At 64.9% G+C, this 20265-nt stretch carries 17 protein-coding genes; 9 read left to right on the forward strand and 8 right to left on the reverse strand.

Annotation, left to right across the window (positions count from 1 at the left end):
- Window positions 1-117: 117 nt before the first annotated feature.
- Together JC616_RS10955 and JC616_RS10960 are read right to left on the reverse strand one after the other, a co-directional pair.
- The gene (locus JC616_RS10955) at window positions 118-1215 is read right to left on the reverse strand and encodes an anhydro-N-acetylmuramic acid kinase (protein WP_227108233.1); all 1098 of its coding nucleotides are present in this window, start codon (window positions 1213-1215) and stop codon (window positions 118-120) included.
- A complete protein-coding gene (locus JC616_RS10960) occupies window positions 1215-2549 on the reverse strand; it encodes a M23 family metallopeptidase (protein ID WP_107799195.1) in 1335 nt (444 codons plus the stop codon). Before JC616_RS10960 ends, JC616_RS10955 begins: the two co-directional genes overlap by 1 nt.
- A 240-nt stretch (window positions 2550-2789) precedes the next feature.
- Here JC616_RS10960 and JC616_RS10965 point away from each other — a divergent pair, with 240 nt between their 5' ends.
- From JC616_RS10965 to JC616_RS11005, 9 genes are all read left to right on the forward strand, one after another.
- Window positions 2790-3797, forward strand: coding sequence for a hypothetical protein (locus tag JC616_RS10965; RefSeq protein WP_227108235.1), 1008 nt, complete (start codon window positions 2790-2792; stop codon window positions 3795-3797).
- Window positions 3798-3803: 6 nt separating this feature from the next.
- A complete protein-coding gene (gene recJ / locus JC616_RS10970) occupies window positions 3804-5492 on the forward strand; it encodes a single-stranded-DNA-specific exonuclease RecJ (RefSeq protein WP_227108237.1) in 1689 nt (562 codons plus the stop codon).
- Window positions 5489-6076, forward strand: a complete 588-nt coding sequence (locus tag JC616_RS10975; RefSeq protein WP_227108239.1) for an AAA family ATPase — start codon at window positions 5489-5491, stop codon at window positions 6074-6076. The genes recJ and JC616_RS10975 overlap by 4 nt, the downstream gene beginning before the upstream one ends.
- Window positions 6073-7638: a DNA recombination protein RmuC gene (rmuC, locus tag JC616_RS10980; protein ID WP_227108241.1), complete on the forward strand. Its 1566-nt coding sequence runs from the start codon at window positions 6073-6075 to the stop codon at window positions 7636-7638. The genes JC616_RS10975 and rmuC overlap by 4 nt, the downstream gene beginning before the upstream one ends.
- A 134-nt stretch (window positions 7639-7772) precedes the next feature.
- The gene (gyrA, locus tag JC616_RS10985; RefSeq protein ID WP_227108243.1) at window positions 7773-10484 is read left to right on the forward strand and encodes a DNA gyrase subunit A; all 2712 of its coding nucleotides are present in this window, start codon (window positions 7773-7775) and stop codon (window positions 10482-10484) included.
- Window positions 10481-10948 carry a PaaI family thioesterase gene (locus tag JC616_RS10990; RefSeq protein WP_227108245.1) on the forward strand — a complete coding sequence of 156 codons (468 nt, stop codon included), beginning with the start codon at window positions 10481-10483 and terminating at the stop codon, window positions 10946-10948. The genes gyrA and JC616_RS10990 overlap by 4 nt, the downstream gene beginning before the upstream one ends.
- Before the next feature lie 8 nt (window positions 10949-10956).
- Window positions 10957-11385, forward strand: a complete 429-nt coding sequence (locus JC616_RS10995; protein ID WP_319792930.1) for a PaaI family thioesterase — start codon at window positions 10957-10959, stop codon at window positions 11383-11385.
- A 107-nt stretch (window positions 11386-11492) separates the two neighbouring features.
- Entirely contained in the window at window positions 11493-12581 is a 1089-nt protein-coding gene (gene serC, locus JC616_RS11000) for a 3-phosphoserine/phosphohydroxythreonine transaminase (protein WP_107801767.1), read from the forward strand.
- Between the two features lie 136 nt (window positions 12582-12717).
- On the forward strand, window positions 12718-13062 hold the full coding sequence (locus JC616_RS11005; RefSeq protein WP_199225858.1) for an MliC family protein: 345 nt from the start codon (window positions 12718-12720) through the stop codon (window positions 13060-13062).
- A gap of 39 nt (window positions 13063-13101) precedes the next feature.
- Here JC616_RS11005 and JC616_RS11010 read toward each other — a convergent pair whose 3' ends face one another.
- The 6 genes from JC616_RS11010 to JC616_RS11035 form a co-directional block, all read right to left on the reverse strand.
- Window positions 13102-14706: an EAL domain-containing protein gene (locus tag JC616_RS11010; protein WP_227108246.1), complete on the reverse strand. Its 1605-nt coding sequence runs from the start codon at window positions 14704-14706 to the stop codon at window positions 13102-13104.
- A gap of 33 nt (window positions 14707-14739) precedes the next feature.
- Window positions 14740-15264, reverse strand: coding sequence for a DUF2165 family protein (locus JC616_RS11015; RefSeq protein WP_227108248.1), 525 nt, complete (start codon window positions 15262-15264; stop codon window positions 14740-14742).
- Between the two features lie 121 nt (window positions 15265-15385).
- Entirely contained in the window at window positions 15386-18142 is a 2757-nt protein-coding gene (mgtA, locus tag JC616_RS11020) for a magnesium-translocating P-type ATPase (protein WP_227108250.1), read from the reverse strand.
- Between the two features lie 242 nt (window positions 18143-18384).
- Window positions 18385-18744 (reverse strand): hypothetical protein, encoded by a 360-nt coding sequence (locus JC616_RS11025; RefSeq protein WP_107799183.1) that lies wholly within the window; start codon window positions 18742-18744, stop codon window positions 18385-18387.
- A 231-nt stretch (window positions 18745-18975) separates the two neighbouring features.
- On the reverse strand, window positions 18976-19341 hold the full coding sequence (locus tag JC616_RS11030; RefSeq protein ID WP_107799182.1) for a hypothetical protein: 366 nt from the start codon (window positions 19339-19341) through the stop codon (window positions 18976-18978).
- Between the two features lie 293 nt (window positions 19342-19634).
- Window positions 19635-20006 (reverse strand): hypothetical protein, encoded by a 372-nt coding sequence (locus JC616_RS11035; RefSeq protein ID WP_048414716.1) that lies wholly within the window; start codon window positions 20004-20006, stop codon window positions 19635-19637.
- Between the last annotated feature and the right edge of the window lie 259 nt (window positions 20007-20265).

Here is a 20265-nt window from a genome sequence, read left to right on the forward strand (position 1 = left end):
TTTTTCTCTTGTTCGGCTATGACTGTCGCTGATTATAGCCTGACACGCCCGGTTTAAGCGTGTCGGAATGTATTCAGCTCCGCTGACAAGACTTGATGGCGTTCCCTATTGAAACGCTTAGCGGGGATACAGCGCGCCGAGCACGCGTCCGCCGGCTGCGCCGGTCACTTCCGGCAGGTTGCCGGCCAGGCGGCGCAAGAAGCGCCAGCCCAGCCAGGCGAAGGCGGCGGCCTCCACTTGGTGCTCGGGCAGGCCCAGCGCGGCGGTGCCGGCGATGGCTTGCTCCGGCAGCAGCGCGGCCAGCCGGCGCATCAGCGCGCCGTTGCGCGCGCCGCCGCCGCAGACGAAGACCGTCTGATTGCCGGGGCAGTGCAGGGCGATGGCCTGGGCGATGCCGCGCGCGCTCAGTTCCAGCAGCGTGGCTTGCACGTCCGCGGCGGGCACATGGCGGCCCAGCAGCTTTTGCTCCAGCCAGGGCAGGTCGAACAGATCGCGTCCGGTGCTCTTGGGCGGCGGCAGACGGAAGAAGGGTTCGTCCAGCAAGGCCTGCAGCAGCGAGTTCTCCACCGCGCCCTGCGCCGCCCACTGGCCGTCGGCGTCGTAGGGCCGGCCCTGGTGGCGCAGGCACCAGGCGTCCATCAGCATATTGCCGGGGCCGCAGTCGAAGCCGACCACCGCCTGGCCCGGATGCAGCCGGGTCAGATTGCTGATGCCGCCGATGTTCAGGATCACGCGGTTTTGTTTCGGCGCGCCGAACACCGCCTGGTGGAAGGCCGGCACCAAGGGCGCGCCTTGGCCGCCGGCGGCCAGGTCGCGGCTGCGGAAGTCGGCGATCACGTCGATGCCGCTCAGTTCGGCGAGGCGGGCCATATTGCCGATTTGCCAGGTGTAGCCGGCGTCCGGCGCGTGACGTATGGTCTGGCCGTGGCTGGCGACGGCGGCGATGTCGGCCGGCTTCAGTCCCTCGGCCGCCAGCAGGCCGTTGACGGCCTGAGCGTAGAGTTCGGCCAGTTCATTGGCCAACCGGGCGGCGCGGTCCAGTTCGTTGTCGCCGATCGCCTGCAGCGCCAGCGCCTGTTCGCGCAGCCGCGGCGGGTAGGCGACGAAGTGGTCGGCTTCCACGCTGGGCGCGCCCTGTTCGTCGAAGCGCACCAGCACGGCGTCGACGCCGTCCAGGCTGGTGCCGGACATCAGTCCGATCAAGCGTTCATTCATCAGTCTAGCAATGCGATATTGGTGGGCAGTTCGCGCAGCAGTTTCAGGTGCGCGGTCAGCGATTGGTTGCCGGATTTGAATTCGGCCAGCTGGGTGGCGCTCAGGCCCGGGGTCGGCAGCGCGTTGGTGGCCGGGTCCACCGCCTGGCCGTTGATCCGCACTTCAAAGTGCAGATGCGGGCCGGTGGAGCGGCCGGTGCTGCCGACATAGCCTATCACCTCGCCGGCCTTGACGCTCTTGCCGGAGCGGGCGCCTTGGGCGAAGCGGCTCATGTGCGCGTACAGCGTGGTCATTTTCTGATTGTGGCGGATTTCCACCATATTGCCATAGCCGTTTTGACGCTCCACCTTGACCATGGTGCCGTCGGCCGGGGCGATGATGGGGGTGCCGGTGACGGCGGCGTAGTCCACGCCGGAATGCAGGCGCAGCGAGCGCAGGATCGGGTGTTTGCGGAAGCCGAAGCCGGAGCTGATGCGGGCGTTGGCCACCGGCTGGTGGCTGAAGCCCTGTTTGATCGGCTTGCCTTGCGCGTCGTAATAGGCGCCGGATTCGCTGTCGTGGGCGAAGTAGAACGCCTGGTGTAGCTTGCCGGAGCGCTGGATTTCCACCGCCAGCAGGTTGCCGGCGGCGATGGGCGCGCCGTTGTAGAGCAGGGTTTCGTACACCAGATTGATGCGGTCGCCCTTGCCCAGGGAGTTGATGTTGAACTGATCGGCGAAGATTTCCGTCAGCTGGGCGCGGATGTCGCGCGGCACCTGGGCCTTGGCCAGCGCGGCGCCGACCGAGCGGGTGATCAGCAGCGAGCGCACCGTCTGCACCGCCTCGGTGGCGATCGGGTCGGCGCTGGCCTGCCATTCGCCTTTGACCTTTTCGATGGCCACCAGCACCTGTTCGCCGTTCTCGTCGTCATTGAGGAAGCGCAGGCCGAAGAGTTCGCCCAGATCGTTGGTTTGCACCGACAGCGTGGCGCCGGTCTTCAGCTTGAGCAGGTCCTTGGACAAGGGGCTGGAGTGCAGGAAGCGGTTGGCTTCGCTGTCGCGGATGCCCAGCCGGTTCAACACGCGGGCGATGGTGTCGCCTCGCTGTATCGCCTCGTCCCGCCAATAACGGGTGCCGCTCTCGCTGAAGCTGAAGGCGGGCAGGCTGAGTTGTTCGGTCACTTCTTTTTGCTGGATGTCCGCGGCGGCGGGTTGGGCGCCGTTCTGAGCCACGGCGAAAGCGGTGGCCATGCCGAACAAGGGCAGGGAGGCGGCCGCGCCGATCAAGCTCAGATGGTGGTTCATCAGCTTGTGGAAGCATTTTTGCGGGATATGTAGCAGTTTGCGATAATCCATCGTTCACTATAAAAGGCTGGCCATGAGCCAACCTTATGTAAATTCCGTATTTGCCAATCACAGGCCTTGCGGCCGCGTCTCAACATTTGGGGAGCTTGCGCGGCATAAGTTCCTGTGCAAACTGTAAATTATAGCCGCGATTCCGGATGCTATCCGCCTGATTTCGCCGGGCGCCCATGCCAGGGCGTTTTTGCAAGGCTTTGATATTACTTCGATCTTGTCATCCATGTGTAGCGATAAATGAAATTGACATTGTTGTTGCCCGGTCTGCTCTGGCTGGACGGCCACGACGGCGCCGATGTGTGCAAGGGCCTGGATTTGCCCGCCTTGCAGCGTCTGCTGGGCCAGGGCGAACGCGCCGCCAGGCCGGCGGCGCTGAGCGAACTGTTGACCGCGCCGTGGCGCGGCTCCGCGGCAGGTCTGGCGCGGCTGCGGGCGCGCGGCGCCGGCCTGCCGGCGGAGCGGGGGGACTGGCTGCTGGCCGATCCGGTGCATGTGCGCGTGGACCGCGACCGCGCCTTGCTGGCCGATATCGGCGTGATGAGCTTGAGCCAGGCCGAGGCTGAAACCCTGGCCGACGCGGCGAACCGTCATTTCGCCGACGACGGCTGGCGCATCCACCCGCTGGAGCCGGGCCGCTGGCTGCTGCAGCTGGACGCGCCGGCCGCCGCGAGCTTCAGTCCGCTGCCGGACGTGGTGGGCGAGGACATCAACGCGCATTTGCCGCAGGGCGAGCGCGGCCTGGACTGGAGCCGGCTGCTGAATGAATTGCAGATGCTGTTGTACGCCCATCCATTGAACGACGAGCGCGAGGCGCGCGGCGAACTCGGCGTCAACAGCCTGTGGCTGTGGGGCGGCGGCGCGGAGCCGGGCTGGCGCGCGCCGGCCGAGCAGGTGTTCGCCGACGAGGACTGGCTGGGCTGGATCGCCGCCGAGGCCGGCGAACCCTGCTTGCCGGCGCCTTACGATTTTTCCGGCTTCGTCGATCAGGCCGGCGGCCGCGACAGCCTGCTGGTGCTGGACGCGCTGCAGGCGGCGGCGCAGTACCGCGACGCCTGGGGCTGGCGCGAAGCGCTGCAGCGCCTGGAACGCGACTGGTTCGCGCCCTTGCTGCAGGCGCTGCGCCAGGGCCGGATCGACAGCCTGGTCTTGCGCGCGCACGGCCCCGAGGGGCTGGAGCTGAGGGCGCGCCGCAACGACCTGTGGAAATTCTGGAAGCGGCCGCTGCCGCTGTCCGCCTTGTATTGAGAAAACATGTCCCAAATCGTTTCCCGAACCATTCCCGCCGACACGCATGAGCAATTGCTGCGCCAGGGTCTGAGCCCGCTGATGGCGCGGCTGTACGCCGCGCGCGGCATTTGCGACTGCGCCGAGCTGGATTACGGCCTCAAGGCCTTGCTGCCCTATCAGAGCCTGAAGAACATCTTGCCGATGGCGCGCCGCCTGGCCGACGCCATCGCCGGCCGGCAACGGCTGCTGGTGGTGGCCGATTACGACGCCGACGGCGCCACCGCCTGCGCGGTAGCGGTCAAGGGCCTGTCCATGCTGGGCGCGCGCGTCGACTTCATCGTGCCCAACCGCTTCGAATACGGCTACGGCCTGACGCCGGAGATCGTTGAGCTGGCCGCGCGCCAAAACCCGGACATCATCGTCACCGTGGACAACGGCATCGCCAGCGTGGACGGCGTGCTCGCCGCCAAGGCGCGAGGCATCGAGGTGCTGGTCACCGATCACCACCTGCCGGGCGACACCTTGCCGGAGGCGCTGATCGTCAACCCCAATCAGCCGGGCTGCGAATTCCCGTCCAAGAACCTGGCCGGCGTCGGCGTGATGTTCTACGTGCTGATGGCCTTGCGCGCCGAAATGCGCCAGCGCGGCGTCTTCGACGAGCGCGGTCAGCCCAATCTGGGCGAACTGCTGGATTACGTGGCGCTGGGCACGGTGGCCGACGTGGTGCGGCTGGACCAGAACAACCGCACCCTGGTGGAAAACGGCCTCAAGCGCATGCGCGCCGGCCGCATGGCGCCGGGCATCGCCGCCTTGTTCCGCGTCGCCGGCCGCGCCCATTACAAGGCCAACACCTTCGATCTGGGGTTCACGCTGGGCCCGCGCTTGAACGCCGCCGGCCGTTTGGACGATATGAGCCTGGGCATCGCCTGCCTGCTGTCCGGCAACGAGGAGCAGGCGCAGCGGCTGGCGCAGCAGCTGGATCAGCTCAACCGCGAGCGGCGCAGCATAGAACACGGCATGCAGGACGAGGCGCTGGCGGCGCTGTCCGGCATCGACGCCGACAACCGCTATACGCTGACCCTGTTCCGCGACGACTGGCATCAGGGCGTGGTGGGCATCGTCGCCTCCCGGCTAAAGGAACGCTTCCACCGACCGGCCATCGTGTTCGCGCCCGGCGACAACGGCGAGATCAAGGGCTCGGGCCGCTCGATTCCCGGCTTCCATCTGCGCGACGCGCTGGACCTGGTGTTCAAGCGCCATCCCGGTCTGATCCTCAAGTTCGGCGGCCATGCGATGGCGGCCGGCCTTAGCCTGCGTCAATCGCGCTTTGACGAATTCCAGCGCGCCTTCGAGGCGGTGGCGCGCGAACTGCTGGAAGAGCGTCACCTGACCCGCACCATAGAAACCGACGGCAGCCTGGCGCCGCGCGAATTGAACCTGGCGTTCGCCGAGCAATTGGCGGCCGAAGTGTGGGGCCAGGGCTTCCCGGTGCCGTATTTTCACGACCGTTTCGCGGTGATGAGCCAGCGCGTGGTCGGCGACAAGCACCTGAAGCTGCGGCTGGCGCGCGACGGGGAGGAGTTCGACGCCATGCTGTTCAATCAGGTGGAGTGGCTGCCGGACAATGTCGACGCGGTCTACCAGTTGATCGCCAACGAGTGGCAGGGCCGCAAGGAACTGCAAGTGTATTTGCAGCACTGGGCGGCGACGTGAGTCGGCCGGCGGATTCGCGGCGGCTGGTGCTGACCGGCGGTCCGGGCGCCGGCAAGACCGCCTTGTTGGAAGCCTTGCGCGACGCCGGGTTTTCGGTGATGGACGAGGCCGGCCGCGCCGTCATCCAGGATCAGGCGTTGATCGGCGGCCGCGCCTTGCCCTGGGTGGACCCCGGCGCTTTCGCCGAGGCGATGCTGGCCTGGGAGTTGCGCAGCCTGCGGCTGGCCGAAGGTTTGCCCGGGCCGGTGTTCTTCGATCGCGGCTTGCCCGATGTCTTGGGCTATCTCGATTTGCAGGGCTTGCCGATACCTGCGCATATGCAAGCCGCCGCCGAGCGGTTTCCCTACCATCGCCAAGTGTTTTTGCTGCCGCCGTGGCGCGAAATCTTCATTCAGGATCAGGAGCGCAAGCAAAGCTTTGCCGAGGCGGAGCGCACTTGCGCCGCGATGGAGCGGACGTATCGGCGTCTGGCTTATCAAATCATCGAAGTGCCGCCGGCGCCCTTGGCCCAGCGACTCCGCTTCGTCATCGAACAATCGCGGCTTGGCCATGGAGAGCCGGCCGGCCAATTTAAGGCTTTATGATGGAAATGTTGGTGATCGGTCTGTTGCTGGGCTTGCTGGCCGCCGGCGCGGCCGCGGCCTTGATGCGCGGGCGCTTCGCGCGGGAGGGGGCGGATCTGCGGGCGCAGCAGGAGATGTCGCACCTGCAATTGGAAGAGTGTAGGCAGCGGGAACGGGCCGCGCTGGCACAAGTGCAGCAACAGGGGCAGCAACTGGGCGATGTTCAGACCCAGTTGGGCGCCTATGTGGCGCGCGCGCAGCGCGTGCCGGAGCTGGAGCGGCAGGCGCAGGAGCGGGAGAGGCAGCTGGAGCTGCTGCAGGCGGAGTTGCGCCGTGTTGGCGCGCAGCTGGCCGCCAGCGAGGAGCAGGGCAAGATGCTGGCCGTTTTGCAGGCGCGCGCGCAGACGCAGGGCGAGGAAATCACCCGGCTCACCGCGCGCGAGCAGGAGCTGGCGACCTTGCTGGAGCAGGAGCGCGGCCAGAACGCCGAAAAGCTGGCCTTGTTGACCGAGGCGCGCGAAAGCATGGCGGGGCAGTTCAAGGCCTTGGCCGGCGACATCCTGGAAGAGAAGGCCAAGCGCTTCACCGAGCAGAACCAGCAGAACCTCGGCCATCTGCTCGGGCCTTTGCAGCAGCGGCTGCAGGATTTCGGCAAGCTGGTGCAGGACAGTTATGAAAAAGACAGCCAGGGGCGCTTGTCGCTGGAGGCGGAGCTCAAGCGCCTGCAAGAACTCAACAGCCGGCTGGGCGACGACGCCATCGCGCTGACCAGGGCCTTGACCGGCGCCAGCAGCAAGGCGCAGGGCTCCTGGGGCGAGATGGTGCTGGAGCGGGTGCTGGAAACCTCCGGCCTGCACAAGGACCGCGAATACCGGGTGCAAGTGTCCGACGTGGTGGCCGGCGAGGACGGCAACCGCCGCTACCAGCCCGACGTGGTGATAGACCTGCCGGAAGGCAAGCAGCTGGTGGTGGATTCCAAGGTGTCCTTGAACGCCTATGTGCGCTACACCGCCGCCGAGGACGAGGCCGAGCGCGCGGCGGAAATGAAGGCGCATGTCGCGGCCATCCGCAACCACATCCGCACCTTGTCGGAGAAGCGCTACCAGGACCTGTACCGCTTGAACACCCTGGACTTCGTGTTCATGTTCATCCCGGTGGAGCCGGCCTATCTGCTGGCGGTGCAGCAGGACATGAGCTTGTTCAACGAGGCCTTCGAGCGCCGCATCATGATCGTCGGCCCCAGCACCCTGTTGGCGACGCTGCGCACCGTGGCCAGCATCTGGCGCTACGAATACCAGAACCAGAACGCCCAGGAGATCGCGCGCCAGGGCGGGGCGATGTACGACAAATTCGTCGGCTTCGCCGCCAATCTGGAAAAGCTGGGCAAGCAGCTGGACGTGGCGCGCGACAGCTTCGGCGACGCGATGAAGCAGCTGTCCAGCGGCCGCGGCAACCTGGTCGCCAGCGCCGAGCGCCTGCGCAAGCTGGGGGTGCGCAATAACAAGCAATTACAGCAGCATCTTAAACTGGGCGCGGCGGAAGACGAGGGCGCGGAAGGGGCGGAAGAGCCCGGTCCGGACTGACGGAAGTCCGTTGGAGATGACCGTTTCGTGATAGAATACGAGCTGTCATTACCTATGCTGGCCGCCCTGCGGCGGGCGCGTGAATGCACCCGCAATCGCAGCGCGGCCTGTTCATCCTTACGAATCAAGAAACTATGACCGATAACCAGTTCGCCAAGGAAACCATCCCCATCAGCCTCGAAGAGGAGATGCGCCGCTCTTATCTGGATTACGCGATGAGCGTGATCGTGGGCCGCGCCTTGCCTGATGTGCGCGATGGCCTGAAGCCGGTGCACCGTCGGGTGCTGTACGCCATGCACGAGCTGTCCAACGACTGGAACCGCGCGTACAAGAAATCGGCGCGTATCGTTGGCGACGTGATCGGTAAATACCACCCGCACGGCGATAGCGCGGTATACGACACCATCGTGCGTCTGGCGCAGGATTTTTCGCTGCGCTACCCCTTGGTGGATGGTCAGGGCAACTTCGGTTCGGTGGACGGCGACAACGCCGCCGCGATGCGGTACACCGAGATCCGCATGGCGCGCATCGCCCACGAGCTGCTGGCCGACATCGAGAAGGAAACCGTGGACTTCGGTCCCAACTACGACGGTTCCGAGCACGAGCCGCTGATTCTGCCGGCCAAGATCCCCAATCTGCTGATCAACGGTTCCTCCGGCATCGCCGTGGGCATGGCCACCAATATTCCGCCTCACAATCTGAACGAGGTGGTGGACGCCTGCCTGGCCTTGCTGGCCAACAGCGAGCTGACCATTGACGAGCTGATCGACATCATTCCGGCGCCGGACTTCCCCACCGCGGGCATCATCTACGGCACCGCCGGCGTCAAGGAAGGCTACCGCACCGGCCGCGGCCGCGTGATCATGCGCGCGCGCGTTCATTTCGAAGACATCGGCAAGGGCGACCGCCAGGCCATCATCGTCGACGAGATCCCGTACCAGGTGAACAAGGCGCGGCTGCTGGAACGCATCGGCGAGCTGGTGCGCGACAAGCAGATTGAAGGCATTTCCGACCTGCGCGACGAATCCGACAAGTCCGGCATGCGCGTGGTGATCGAGCTCAAGCGCGGCGAAATGCCGGAAGTGGTGCTCAACCACCTGTACAAGCTGACCCAGCTGCAAGACAGCTTCGGCATCAATATGGTGGCGCTGGTGGACGGCCAGCCGCGCTTGCTGAACCTGAAGCAGATCCTGGTGGAATTCCTGCGTCACCGCCGCGAAGTGGTGACCCGTCGCACCATCTTCGAACTGCGCAAGGCGCGCGAACGCGGCCACATCCTGGAAGGCCTGGCCGTCGCGCTGTCCAACGTCGACGAAATCATCGCGCTGATCAAGGCGTCTGAAACCCCGCCGCAAGCCAAGATCGCGCTGATGGAGCGCGAATGGCGTTCGCCGCTGGTGGAGGAAATGCTGTCCCGCGTGGATCAGGACAAGGCGCGCCCGGACGGGCTGGCGGAAGAGTTCGGCCTCAAGGCCAGCGGCTACCGCCTGTCCGACGCCCAGGCCCAGGCCATCCTGGAGATGCGCCTGCAACGCCTGACTGGTCTGGAACAGGACAAGATCGTCGCCGAATACCGCGACATCATGGCGGTGATCCTGGACCTCCTGGACATCCTGGCCAAGCCGGAGCGCATCAACCAGATCATCAGCGAAGAACTGACTGCCATCCGCGCCCAGTTCGGCGACGCGCGCCGTTCCGAGATCGAGCCTTTCGGCGGCGACATCAATATCGAGGACCTGATCACCCCGCAGGACATGGTGGTGACCATTTCCCATACCGGCTACATCAAGGCCCAGCCTATCGACGACTACAGCGCCCAGCGGCGCGGCGGCCGCGGCAAGCAGGCGGCGGCCACCAAGGACGACGATTTCATCGACACCTTGTTCGTGGCCAATACCCACGACTTCGTGCTGTGCTTCTCCAGCCGCGGCCGTTGCTACTGGCGCAAGGTTTACGATCTGCCGCAGGGCGGTCGTCAGAGCCGCGGCAAGCCCATGGTCAACGTGCTGCCGCTGGAAGAGGGCGAGAAGATCAACGCGCTGCTGCCGGTCAAGGAATTCCGCGACGACCAGTACGTGTTCATGGCCACCGCCGACGGCACCGTGAAGAAGACGCCGCTGCGCGCCTTCTCCAAGCCGCGCGCGGCCGGCATCATCGCCATCAATCTGGACGAAGGCAATTATCTGATCGGCGTGGCGCTGACCTGCGGCAAGAGCGTGGCCGGCCAGGGCGACGAGGATGACGAGGCCATCGTAGAAGAAGACATCGCGGTTGAAGGCGAGTTGATCGAGGACGGTCTGCCGGTCGAGGGCGATCAAGTGATGCTGTTCTCCGACGCCGGCAAATCGGTGCGCTTCAGCGAAAGCCAGGTGCGGCCGATGGGACGCACTTCCAGAGGCGTGCGCGGCATGAAGCTGGGCGAAGGCCAGAAGCTGATCTCCCTGCTGGTGACCAACTCCGAAGACCAGATGGTGCTGACCGCCAGCAACGGCGGCTACGGCAAACGCACCCGCACCGGCGACTTCCGCCTGACCAGCCGCGGCACCCAGGGCGTGATCGCCATGGACCTGACCGACAAGACCGGCTTCAAGCTGGTGGCCGCCAGCCTAGTGGAGGAAACCGACGACGTGATGCTGATCACCACCGGCGGCGTGCTGATCCGCACCAAGGTGGCCGAAGTGCGCGAAACCGGCCGTTCCGCCCAGGGCGTGCGCCTGATCAATCTGGACGAAGGCGAGCAGCTGATCGGCCTGGAGAAAGTGGCCGAGGGCGATAGCGACGACGAGGCGGACGCGCTGGAAGGCGAAGACGGCGTCGAAGCCGCCGATGAGGGCGGCGAGGCATGATTCCGACGCCGGCCAATCCCGAAGTGCTGGAGGTGATGAGCCAGCTTTTCGTCTCCTTTCCGCACTGTCGCGCCCTGGGTTTCCAGTACATCGGCACCGAGGGGCGCCGGCCCACTCTGAAAGTGGACTGGCGCGAGGACTTGGTCGGCAATCCGGTTACCGGCATCCTGCACGGCGGGGTGATCACCTCGCTGGTGGACACCTGCAGCGCGGTGGCGGTGACGGCGCATCTGCCGGAGATGGAAACCATCGCCACGCTGGATCTGCGCATCGACTACCTGAAGGCGGCCACGCCGGGCAAGCCCATCTTCTGCCGGGCGGAATGTTATCGCCTGGCCAGCCAGATCGCCTTTACCCGCGCCGTGTGCTATCACGAATCGCCCAGCGATCCGATCGCCCACGGCGTGGCCACCTTCATGCGCGAATCCAGCCGTACGCCGATGTTGCCGGAGGCCGCCGCATGAGCCGCTTCATGGAACGTTTCAACACGCTGCGCGATCAAAAAGCCTATGCGCTCATCGTGGAAGAACTGCCCTACATCAAGCTGATGGGGGTGGAACTGGGCGAGGACGAGGCCGGCGAGCTGTTGTTTCAGCTGCCCTTTTCCGAGCGCAACGTCGGCAACACCGCCTTGCCGGCGCTGCACGGCGGGCTGATCGGCGGCTTTCTGGAAAGCTCGGCGATGCTGCACCTGATGTGGAACCGGGAATCGCTGGAAACGCCGAAAATCGTCGATTTCTCGCTGGACTATCTGCGTCCGGGCCGGCCGCAAACCCTGTACGCCAAGTGCGAGATCACCAAGCAGGGCAAGCGGGTGGCCAATGTGCTGATCGAAGCCTGGCAAGAAGACCGGCGAAAGCCGGTTGCCGTGGCGAGAGCCCACTTCCTGCTCAGTCAGTAAGCTATAACAAAGGCCCGGCGCTTAGCGATCGGGCCTTGTCGCATACCAAGGCCCGAAAGTTCGCCGGTGCGGGCGCCAAGGGCCGTCAACGCAAATAGAGGATGAACATGGCCAAAGTGTACAACTTCTCCGCCGGCCCCGCCGTGCTGCCGCACCAGGTGCTGGCCGAAGCGCAAAGCGAAATGCTGGACTGGCACGGCTCCGGCATGTGCGTGATGGAAATGAGCCATCGCGGCAAGGAGTTCATGGAAATCATCCATGACGCCGAGCACGATCTGCGCGAGCTGATGGGCATTCCCGCCAACTACAAAGTGCTGTTCCTGCAAGGTGGCGCCTCGCTGCAGTTTTCCCAGGTGCCGCTGAACCTGCTGGGCGAGCGCGACAGCGTGGACATCGTCAACACCGGCCACTGGTCCAAGCTGGCGATCAAGGAAACGCGCCGCTACGCCAAGGTGAACGTGGCGGCCAGCAGCGAAGACCGCAATTTCGCCTACGTGCCGGACGAAGCCGGCTGGCAGCGCGATCCCAAGGCGGCCTATCTGCATTACACCTCCAACGAGACCATAGGCGGCCTGCAATTCCCCTTCGTGCCGCAAAGCCTGCCGGACGTGCCGCTGGTCTGCGACATGTCCTCGGACTTCCTGTCGCGGGAAGTGGACGTCAGCCAGTTCGGCCTGATCTACGCCGGCGCGCAGAAAAACATCGGTCCGTCCGGCCTGGTGGTGCTGATCGTGCGCGAAGACCTGCTGGGCAAGGCGCGGGCCGATTTGCCCACCATGCTCAACTACCAGGTGCACGCCGACGCCGATTCCATGTACAACACGCCGCCCACCTTCCCGATCTACATCTCCGGCCTGGTGTTCAAATGGCTGAAGGAGCAGGGCGGCGTCAAATCCATCGCCACCCGCAACGAGGAAAAGGCCGGCTTGCTCAATCATGTGATCGAGTCCAGCGGCGGCTTCTACCACACTCATATCGACGCGCCGTTCCGCTCGCGGATGAACGTGGTGTTCCGCTTGAAGGAAGAAGCGCTGGAGGAGACCTTTTTGCTGGAAGCGCGCAAGAACGGCCTGATCCAGCTGAAAGGACACCGCGCGGTGGGCGGCATCCGCGCCTCCATCTACAACGCGATGCCGATCGAGGGCGTCAAATCGCTGGCCAACTTTATGCAGGACTTCGCCCGCATGCACGGCTGAGCCGTAGCGCACGCCTTCCAGCCCGCCGTCAGGCGGGCTTTTTCATGGCGGAGGCGAACGAAGCCGCCGCGCCGCGGTCTATCCCCGGTCGCCGCCGAATGGCCGGCGGCCGGCAGCCAAGAACAGGAGTGAAATGATGAAATCCGCCGTATTCGCCGTACTGGCCCTGAGCAGCGCGGCCGCGCTGGCCAAACCGCTGACCTTGCCGGAGATCCCGGCCGGACAGCGCCAGATCGTCAACTACGTCTGCGCCGACGGCGCCAAGCTGACGGTCAAGTATTACAACGTCAAGAACGGCCAGAGCTTCGCCGTATTGCCGATCAAGGGCAAGACCATGCTGCTGAGCAATGTGCTGTCCGGTTCCGGCGCCAAATACGCGGCCGAGCAATACAGCTGGTGGACCAAGGGGCCGGAAGGATCGTTGCGCGACGAAATCGCCGACAAGGCCTTGCTGGACGACTGCAAGGAAAGCCGGCGCTAAGAGCCGGGCCTCAGACGCGCGGCAGATCGTAAACAGGTTCTAAGGCGCCGCGTCGGCGTCGGACGCCGCCGCCCGCGCGGCGTCCAGTTCCGGGCGCAGCAGAAACTCGCGCAGCGGCATCGGCCGCGCAAACAGATAGCCTTGCAGCCAGCCCACGTCCAGGCGGGTCAGGTAGGCGCGCTGGGCCTCGGTTTCCACCCCTTCCGCCACGATTTCCAATTTCAATTTGTGCGCCAGTTCCGCCACGCTGTCGACAATGTGGCTGGACGGCGCGTCCGCGCCTATGCTGGCGGTGAAGCTCTTGTCTATCTTGATGCCGTCCAGCGGCAGCTGTTGCAGATAGACCAGGCTGGAATGGCCGGTGCCGAAATCGTCTATCGCGATCTTCACCCCCAGCTCGCGCAGCCGCGCCAGCCGCGCGCAGGCCTCCGGCGTGGGCTCCACCATCTCTCTTTCCGTCAGCTCCAGCACCAGATTCAGCCCCCCGGGCGGGAAGTGGGCGAGAAATTGCCGGCAGTCCCCCAGCAAGACGTCGTCGCGCAGATGAGCGGCGGTGATGTTGATGCCCAGGTGAAATTGAGGCGGCAGCCGGCTCCGCCCCAGGGTCCGCGCCAGTTGGCGCATCATCTGCCGCGTCATCGGCACGATCATGCCGCAATCCTCGGCGCGCGGAATGAACAGGTCCGGCCGGATCAGGCCGTCGCGCGGATGGCGCCAGCGCATCAGCGCCTCCGCGCCTTGCCAGCCCAGCCCGTCCGAGCGCACCACTGGTTGCAAAAAGGGCTCGAACTCGCCGTTGTCCAGCGCGCGCTGCAATTCCACGGTGGGCGAGGCCGGCCGGTTCAGCTGCCAGCGCAGCGCGGCGGCCAGCACCAGGCCCAGGGCCGCCATGCTGAGAAACACCAGCTCGTAGCTGTTGGCCATCTGGCGGTACAGGTCGCGGTGGTTGAAGCCGCTGATCACGGCATAGGGGTGGCGGGGGGAGGCGCGTTCTATGGTGAGCAGATCGAAGGACGGGCTGGGGTTGAGGTGCACCGCGTGGTCCGGCCCTATCCAGTGCGGACCTACGCGCATATAGACCGGACTGTAGTCGCTGGCCATGTCCAGGCTGAACTGCAGATGCACGCCGTCGATGGCGATGTAGATGGCCGTCGGACCCGCTTGTTTGCGGTAGATGATCAAGGGCCGGTCCGGCGTCAGCTCGTTGCCGGACATCAGGCGCAGCTCGGTGGCCGACCGCGGCGTGTCCGGCGGCGAAATCTGCCGGTGGTAGACGCCGAACAGCGAGGAGCAATAAAGAATGCCGTCGCGTTCCAGGGTGACGCTGCGGATGAAGGGCACGATGGTGACTTGTTTGCGCAGCGCCTGTTCAATCCGCGAACACGGCTGGCCGGTCAGCGGGGCGACGGTGACGGTGGCCTGCTCCGCGTAGTCCAGCATCAGATCCAGCATGTTTTCCGCCTGGCTCGTCTGCAGGGTGGCCTGCTGCCGCAGCCGGTTGCTCTCCTGCCAGTAAACGATGGGGGTGATCACGGCCAGCGGCAGGAGCGCGGCGACGCCGATCAACAGCCAGCGGCTGATGCGGGCGGGCAGGGTGAGGCGGCGGGACATCATGGCGCGGATGCGGAAGTCGGCATGGTTCATGATATACGAGGGCCGCCGCCGTTGCCGGGCCGGCTAGCGCTCCGCCGCTTCCGGCTGCGACAGGTAGACCAGGCTCAGCAGGATGAAGCCGATGAAGGCGTAGGCCTTCATCTGGCCGTTCCACTGGCTGGCCCACATCGCGAAGTATTCTCCGCCTATCACCGCGAAGCCGGTGTACCAGACCAGCAGCGCCGGAACGCAGCCCAGCGTGAACAGCGTCTTGCCGCGCAGATAGGCGTCCTCGCGTCCGCATAGCGCGCCGCGCAGCATGGCGCCGCCGCCCCAGGCGCAGATCAGGCCGAACAGCAGCTCGCCGGCGATGATGGCCAGATAGGCGGCCTGCTGCAAGCCGGGATCGGTGATGGCCCGGCTTTTCAACGCGTGGCCGCTAAACCAGGGTTCCATTCCGTCCATGGCCAGCACATGGCGGACGAACTGCCAATTGCTGTCGTAGTCCAGCATATTGCCGCTGGCCGCCAGCAGGCCGAACAGGGCGATGGAGAGCGCGAGCAGGCTTTTCAGGCCTTGCTGGGCGCGGCGCAAAGAGGGCAGATGCATGGGATTTCCTTATCGTGAGGGATGGGGCGATTGTGCCAGCGCGGCAAGACGCTGGGAATGGCCGGCGCCGGCGTAAAAAAACCCCGCGCAAGCGGGGTTGGGACGGTTTTGGAGCACTGGCTTAGAACCAGCGGCCGTAGCGTTTGATGTAAAGGGTTTTGACGATCTGGGTCAGCGTCATATAGCCCATCATGGTCGCCAGCAGCCACCAGAAGTAGCTGGGGTCCAGCTTGACGAAGCCGATGCTGTCCGCCAGCGGCGAGAACGGCAGGTAGCAGCCGATGGCGATGGCCACCGAGGTGGACAGCAGGACCGGCAGCGAGGCGGTGCTTTGCAGGAAGGGGATCTTGCGCGTGCGCAGCATGTGCACCACCAGGGTCTGCGACACCAGGCCTTCGATGAACCAGCCGGAGTGCATGATGCTGGCGCCGCCGTCGCTGACGCCGTGGGCCAGGCCGGCGTAGTAGGCCGCGCCGGCGCCGAACACCGTCCACATCAGCGTGTAGGTGGTGATGTCGAACACCGAGGAGGTGGGGCCCAGCCACAGCATGAAGCGCTTGATGTTGTTGGCTTCCCACTTGCGCGGCTTCTTCAGGAACTCCGGATCCATCTTGTCCCAGGGCAATACCATCTGCGATACGTCGTAGACCAGGTTCTGGATCAAGAGGTGCATCGCCAGCATCGGCTCCCAAGGCAGCCAGGCCGAGGCCACCAGCACCGAGAACACATTGCCGAAATTGGAGCTGGCGGTCATGTTCAGGTACTTGAGGATGTTGCCGAAGGTTTCCCGGCCCTTGATCACGCCTTCTTCCAGCACCATCAGGCTCTTTTCCAGCAGGATGATGTCGGCGGTTTCCTTGGCGATGTCCGCGCCGCTGTCCACCGAGATGCCGACGTCGGCGTCGCGCAGCGCCGGCGCGTCGTTGATGCCGTCGCCCAGGAAGCCCACGGTGTGGCCGTTGGCCTGCAGGGCCTTGACCACGCGGGACTTCTGCAGCGGAGTCAGCTTGGCGAAGATGGTGGTGTGCTTGACCGCGCTGCACAGCGCCACGTCGTCCATCGCCTCGATGTCCTTGCCGATCAAGGGCACGCCGGGGCTGAGGCCGACGTCGCGGCACACTTTGGCGGTGATGATGGGATTGTCGCCGGTCAGCACCTTGACCGCCACGCCGTATTCCTTCAGCGCGCGGATGGCCGGCGCCGCGGAGTCCTTGGGCGGATCCAGGAAGGTCAGGAAGCCGCGCACCACCAGTTGGGCCTCGTCATTGGTCTTGTAGTTGCGCTTGGCTTCTTCGGCGGGGATGTCGCGGGTGGCGACCAGCAGCACGCGGTAGCCTTCGGCGTTGTAGTCCTGGCTGCGTTTGAGCAGGGCGGCGCGCTCCTCGGCGGTCAGCGGCTTGATCTGCGAACCGTCCTGAACATGGCTGGAGACGGCCAGCATTTCCTCCACCGCGCCTTTGGAGATCATCAACTGGCGGCCGCGCTGGTTTTCCACGATCACGGACAAGCGGCGGCGCACGAAATCGAACGGCATTTCGTCCACCTTGTTATAGCCGTCCGGCTTGACCCGGCTGCCCAGTTCGTCCGCGTGCTCCACCACGGCAATATCCATCAGGTTCTTCATGCCGCTCTGGTGGAAGCTGTTCAGCCAAGCCAGTTGCAGCACGCCTTCGTCTTTGAGCCCATGGATATTGTAATGGTGTTCCAGGATGATCTTGTCCTGGGTCAGGGTGCCGGTCTTGTCGGTGCACAGCACGTCCATCGCGCCGAAGTTCTGCACCGAGTTCAGCCGCTTGACCACCACCTTGCGTCGCGCCATCGCCACCGCGCCCTTGGCCAGGTTGGCGGACACGATCATCGGCAGCATTTCCGGGGTCAGGCCCACGGCCACCGCCAGCGCGAAGGTGAGGGCGGACATCCAGTCGCCCTTGGTCAGGCCGTTGATCATGAACACCACCGGCACCATCACCAGCATGAAGCGGATCAGCAGCCAGGATACGCTGTTGACGCCACGGTCAAAGCTGGTTTCCACGCGCTTGTGGCTGACCACGCTGCGCGCCAGCGAACCGAAATAGGTGTCGGTGCCGGTGGCCACCACGATGGCGGACGCCTTGCCGCTGACCACATTGGTGCCCATGAAGCAGACATTGGGCAGGTCCAGCAGATCGGCGTCGCCCTTGGCCTGGCCGTTGGCGGATTTCTCGGCCACCGCGCCCAGGGTGTCGTACTTCTCCACCGGCAGCGCTTCGCCGGTCAACACCGCCTGGCTGATGAACAGATCGCGGGATTCGATCAGCTTGATGTCGGCCGGAATCATGTCGCCGGCCTGCAGATGGACGATGTCGCCCACCACCAGCTCGCTCATCGCGATTTCCTGGCGGATCGGGCTGCTGCCGTTGGCCGGGCGCCGCTGCGCGGTGGCGGTGTTGCGCACCAGCGATTTCAGCTTTTCCGCCGCCTTGGCGGAGCGGAATTCCTGCCAGAAACGCAGCAGGCCGCTGATGCCGACCATGGTCAGCAGAATGATGATGCCGGTCCATTCCTCGTCGCCGGGGCTGGCGAAATAGACATCGGTGAAATAGCTGATGGCGGCCAGCACCATCAGCACCACGACAAAGGGGTTCTTGAACGCTTGCGCCAGCTGGATCAGCGGGTGCGGAGCCTTGTCGTGGGCCACCTCGTTGGGTCCGAACTGGGCGTAGCGCTGATGCGCCTCAGCCATGGTCAGACCGTCCTGGTGGCCGCGCACGCGTTGCAAGGTTTCTTCCACGGAGCTTTCGGCTTCCTGTACCGCGCGGATAACCGGTTTTTCCTGTTTTGCGCCTGGGGTGGCGACATAGCCTTTCAGCTTGTGTCGGCTGCTAGTGTGTTTCGTCATTGTTTCGTCTCCTGCGCGCCTGTTTCGCGCAGAGCGGTCGGGCCTGTTCAGGCCGGCCTGGTGTCTGGCGGACGCAGCACGGCGGGTGTTGCGGATGTTCCGGGTTGTTGTTTTGCGCCCGCCTGCGTTGTTGTCGGTGTGTGCAGGGCGGGCGGTAGCGGGTAACTGTCGTCGGTCATGGTGTTTCCTTCATGTGGGCTTGAAGCCCGCGCCGCCGCGGCTGGGCGGCGCGGGAGGGTGAATCAGGATTGGGCCAGCGGACGGACTCCGGCGGACCATTCGGGCCGGACCTGGCCGGGCAGGATGTCCAGCCGGACCCGGGCCAGCGGCAGGTTGCCGAGCCGCTGCATGACGGCTTCCAGGAAATGCATGGAGGCGTCGCCGCGGGAACGGAACTCGGTGGCCAGCATCCAGTTGGCCGGCGCGCCGGAGGCGTGGCATTCGCCGGCCAGCAGGGTTTCGTTCCAGCTGGACACTTTCAGCCCGTGGCCTTGGGCGGCGGCGCGGATTTCCCGGCGCGCGGCCTTGACCGCTTGCGTGGGGCAGATGACCGACAGTTGATAGCGCTGCGGCCGGATGTTGTGGCGGATGATGTCGTTCATGGCGATCTCCTTGCGATCCGGCTTCCGTCGCGTGCGGACGTGCCGGCCCCTGCCTGGCGGCATGCGATGACAGGGTTGTTTTTGACGGTGGCGAGGCGCGCGGGCCTATCCCGCCGCCGTCAGGCGGAGGAGATCAGGCGGTGCGGGCGGCCTCGGGTCTGCAAGATCGGGGTTCCGGTTCTTCAGACATGGCTGGCCTTTCTTGGCGGTGGGGTTGAACTCAATGGACGCTCAGGCGCTGGCCGCCCAGCGACGGGGCGTGGCCCGCGTCTCCGGCTTGCGGCGTCCCCAGCGGACGCGGTGAATCTCCGGCATCTTGCTCAGGCGCAGCGCCATTTCATTGAAGGCGCGGCGCAGGGCGACCGGGCAATCCAGGCGCACGCTCAGGCAGGCTTGTCCGGAGGCGGCGGCCGGGGTGATGGCGACGTGGGTCGCCGCCAGGCCCAGGGTGTGCATTTCCCAGAATAGTTGTTTGCGCAGCGCGGTAATGACCGGGATGTCGCAAATCACATTCAGGTGGCAGCTGGTTTCGTCTTGGCGTTTGCTTGGATTGCGCGCGAGATAATTGAATAACCAAGCCAGTTTATTGTGGCGCATATTTCACTCCTTCATTTTCATTTTGAAAATGCGACGGACAGCATTATTCCCTTTCTGTGTTTTATAGACGCAGAAATAAAAATAATTTAATGGTCGATTGCGATGGTCGGCGGCGGCTAATTGGCCGGTCCCGTTGTCGCAATAAGGGAGGGGCTCAGATCAGCAATTCGCCAAGGGCCGGCGCGGTCGCGGTTCAGGGTCTTCTATCAACATCGGAACCTCCTGCTGGCTGGCAGCGTTTGCGTTTAGTGGGATCGCGCGGACATGGCCGCGCGCGGGAAGTCGGGGTGGGTTCAGTGCGCCAAATGAGCCCGTTGGGCCAGCAAAAAGGCGCGGTTGGGCACGCGCGGACGCTGCGCGTGGCGCGCCCAGTGAACCCGGTTGACCTGAGGCAGCTGGCAAAAATGCGCGGCTAGCTGGTTCAGGCAACGGCTGGCCACGTCCGGACAGGCGAAGAGCACGCTCAGACAGGCCAGGTCGTTGTCGCCGGCGGTCAGGGCGATGCGTTCCACCTCCAGGCCGCGGGCGTGCAATTGCTTGGCCGCTTGCACGCGCAGCATGGTCAGGTCCGCATGGACGCAAAAAATGTTCAACTGGTAAACGGCGGCCGGGGCGGTGGTTTTGCCTGGGCGCAGCAGGGCTGCCAGTTTAGTGATCAAGCGCATGATGATTCCTCCCATTGGCGATGCAAGGAGGACGCGACGAAATCCGAAGGCAAACGCCGTCAAAGGGAATCCGTGCGCAATCAGGCGGCAAGCCGCCTGCGCGGCGCGAATCTGGGGATGTCTGAAAAGCTTGGCCGTTCGGCCTGGGGTCCGGCTCGCACTGGGCCGCGCGCTAGGCGGGTCGCTGATGTGCGTTGTTGCCGAATTTTAGACACCACACCCTGTCATTGCAGGATGTGGCAGAGAAAAGGTTCTGCTA

Origin of the sequence: Chromobacterium rhizoryzae, from assembly GCF_020544465.1 — a bacterium.
Taxonomy (GTDB): Bacteria; Pseudomonadota; Gammaproteobacteria; order Burkholderiales; family Chromobacteriaceae; genus Chromobacterium.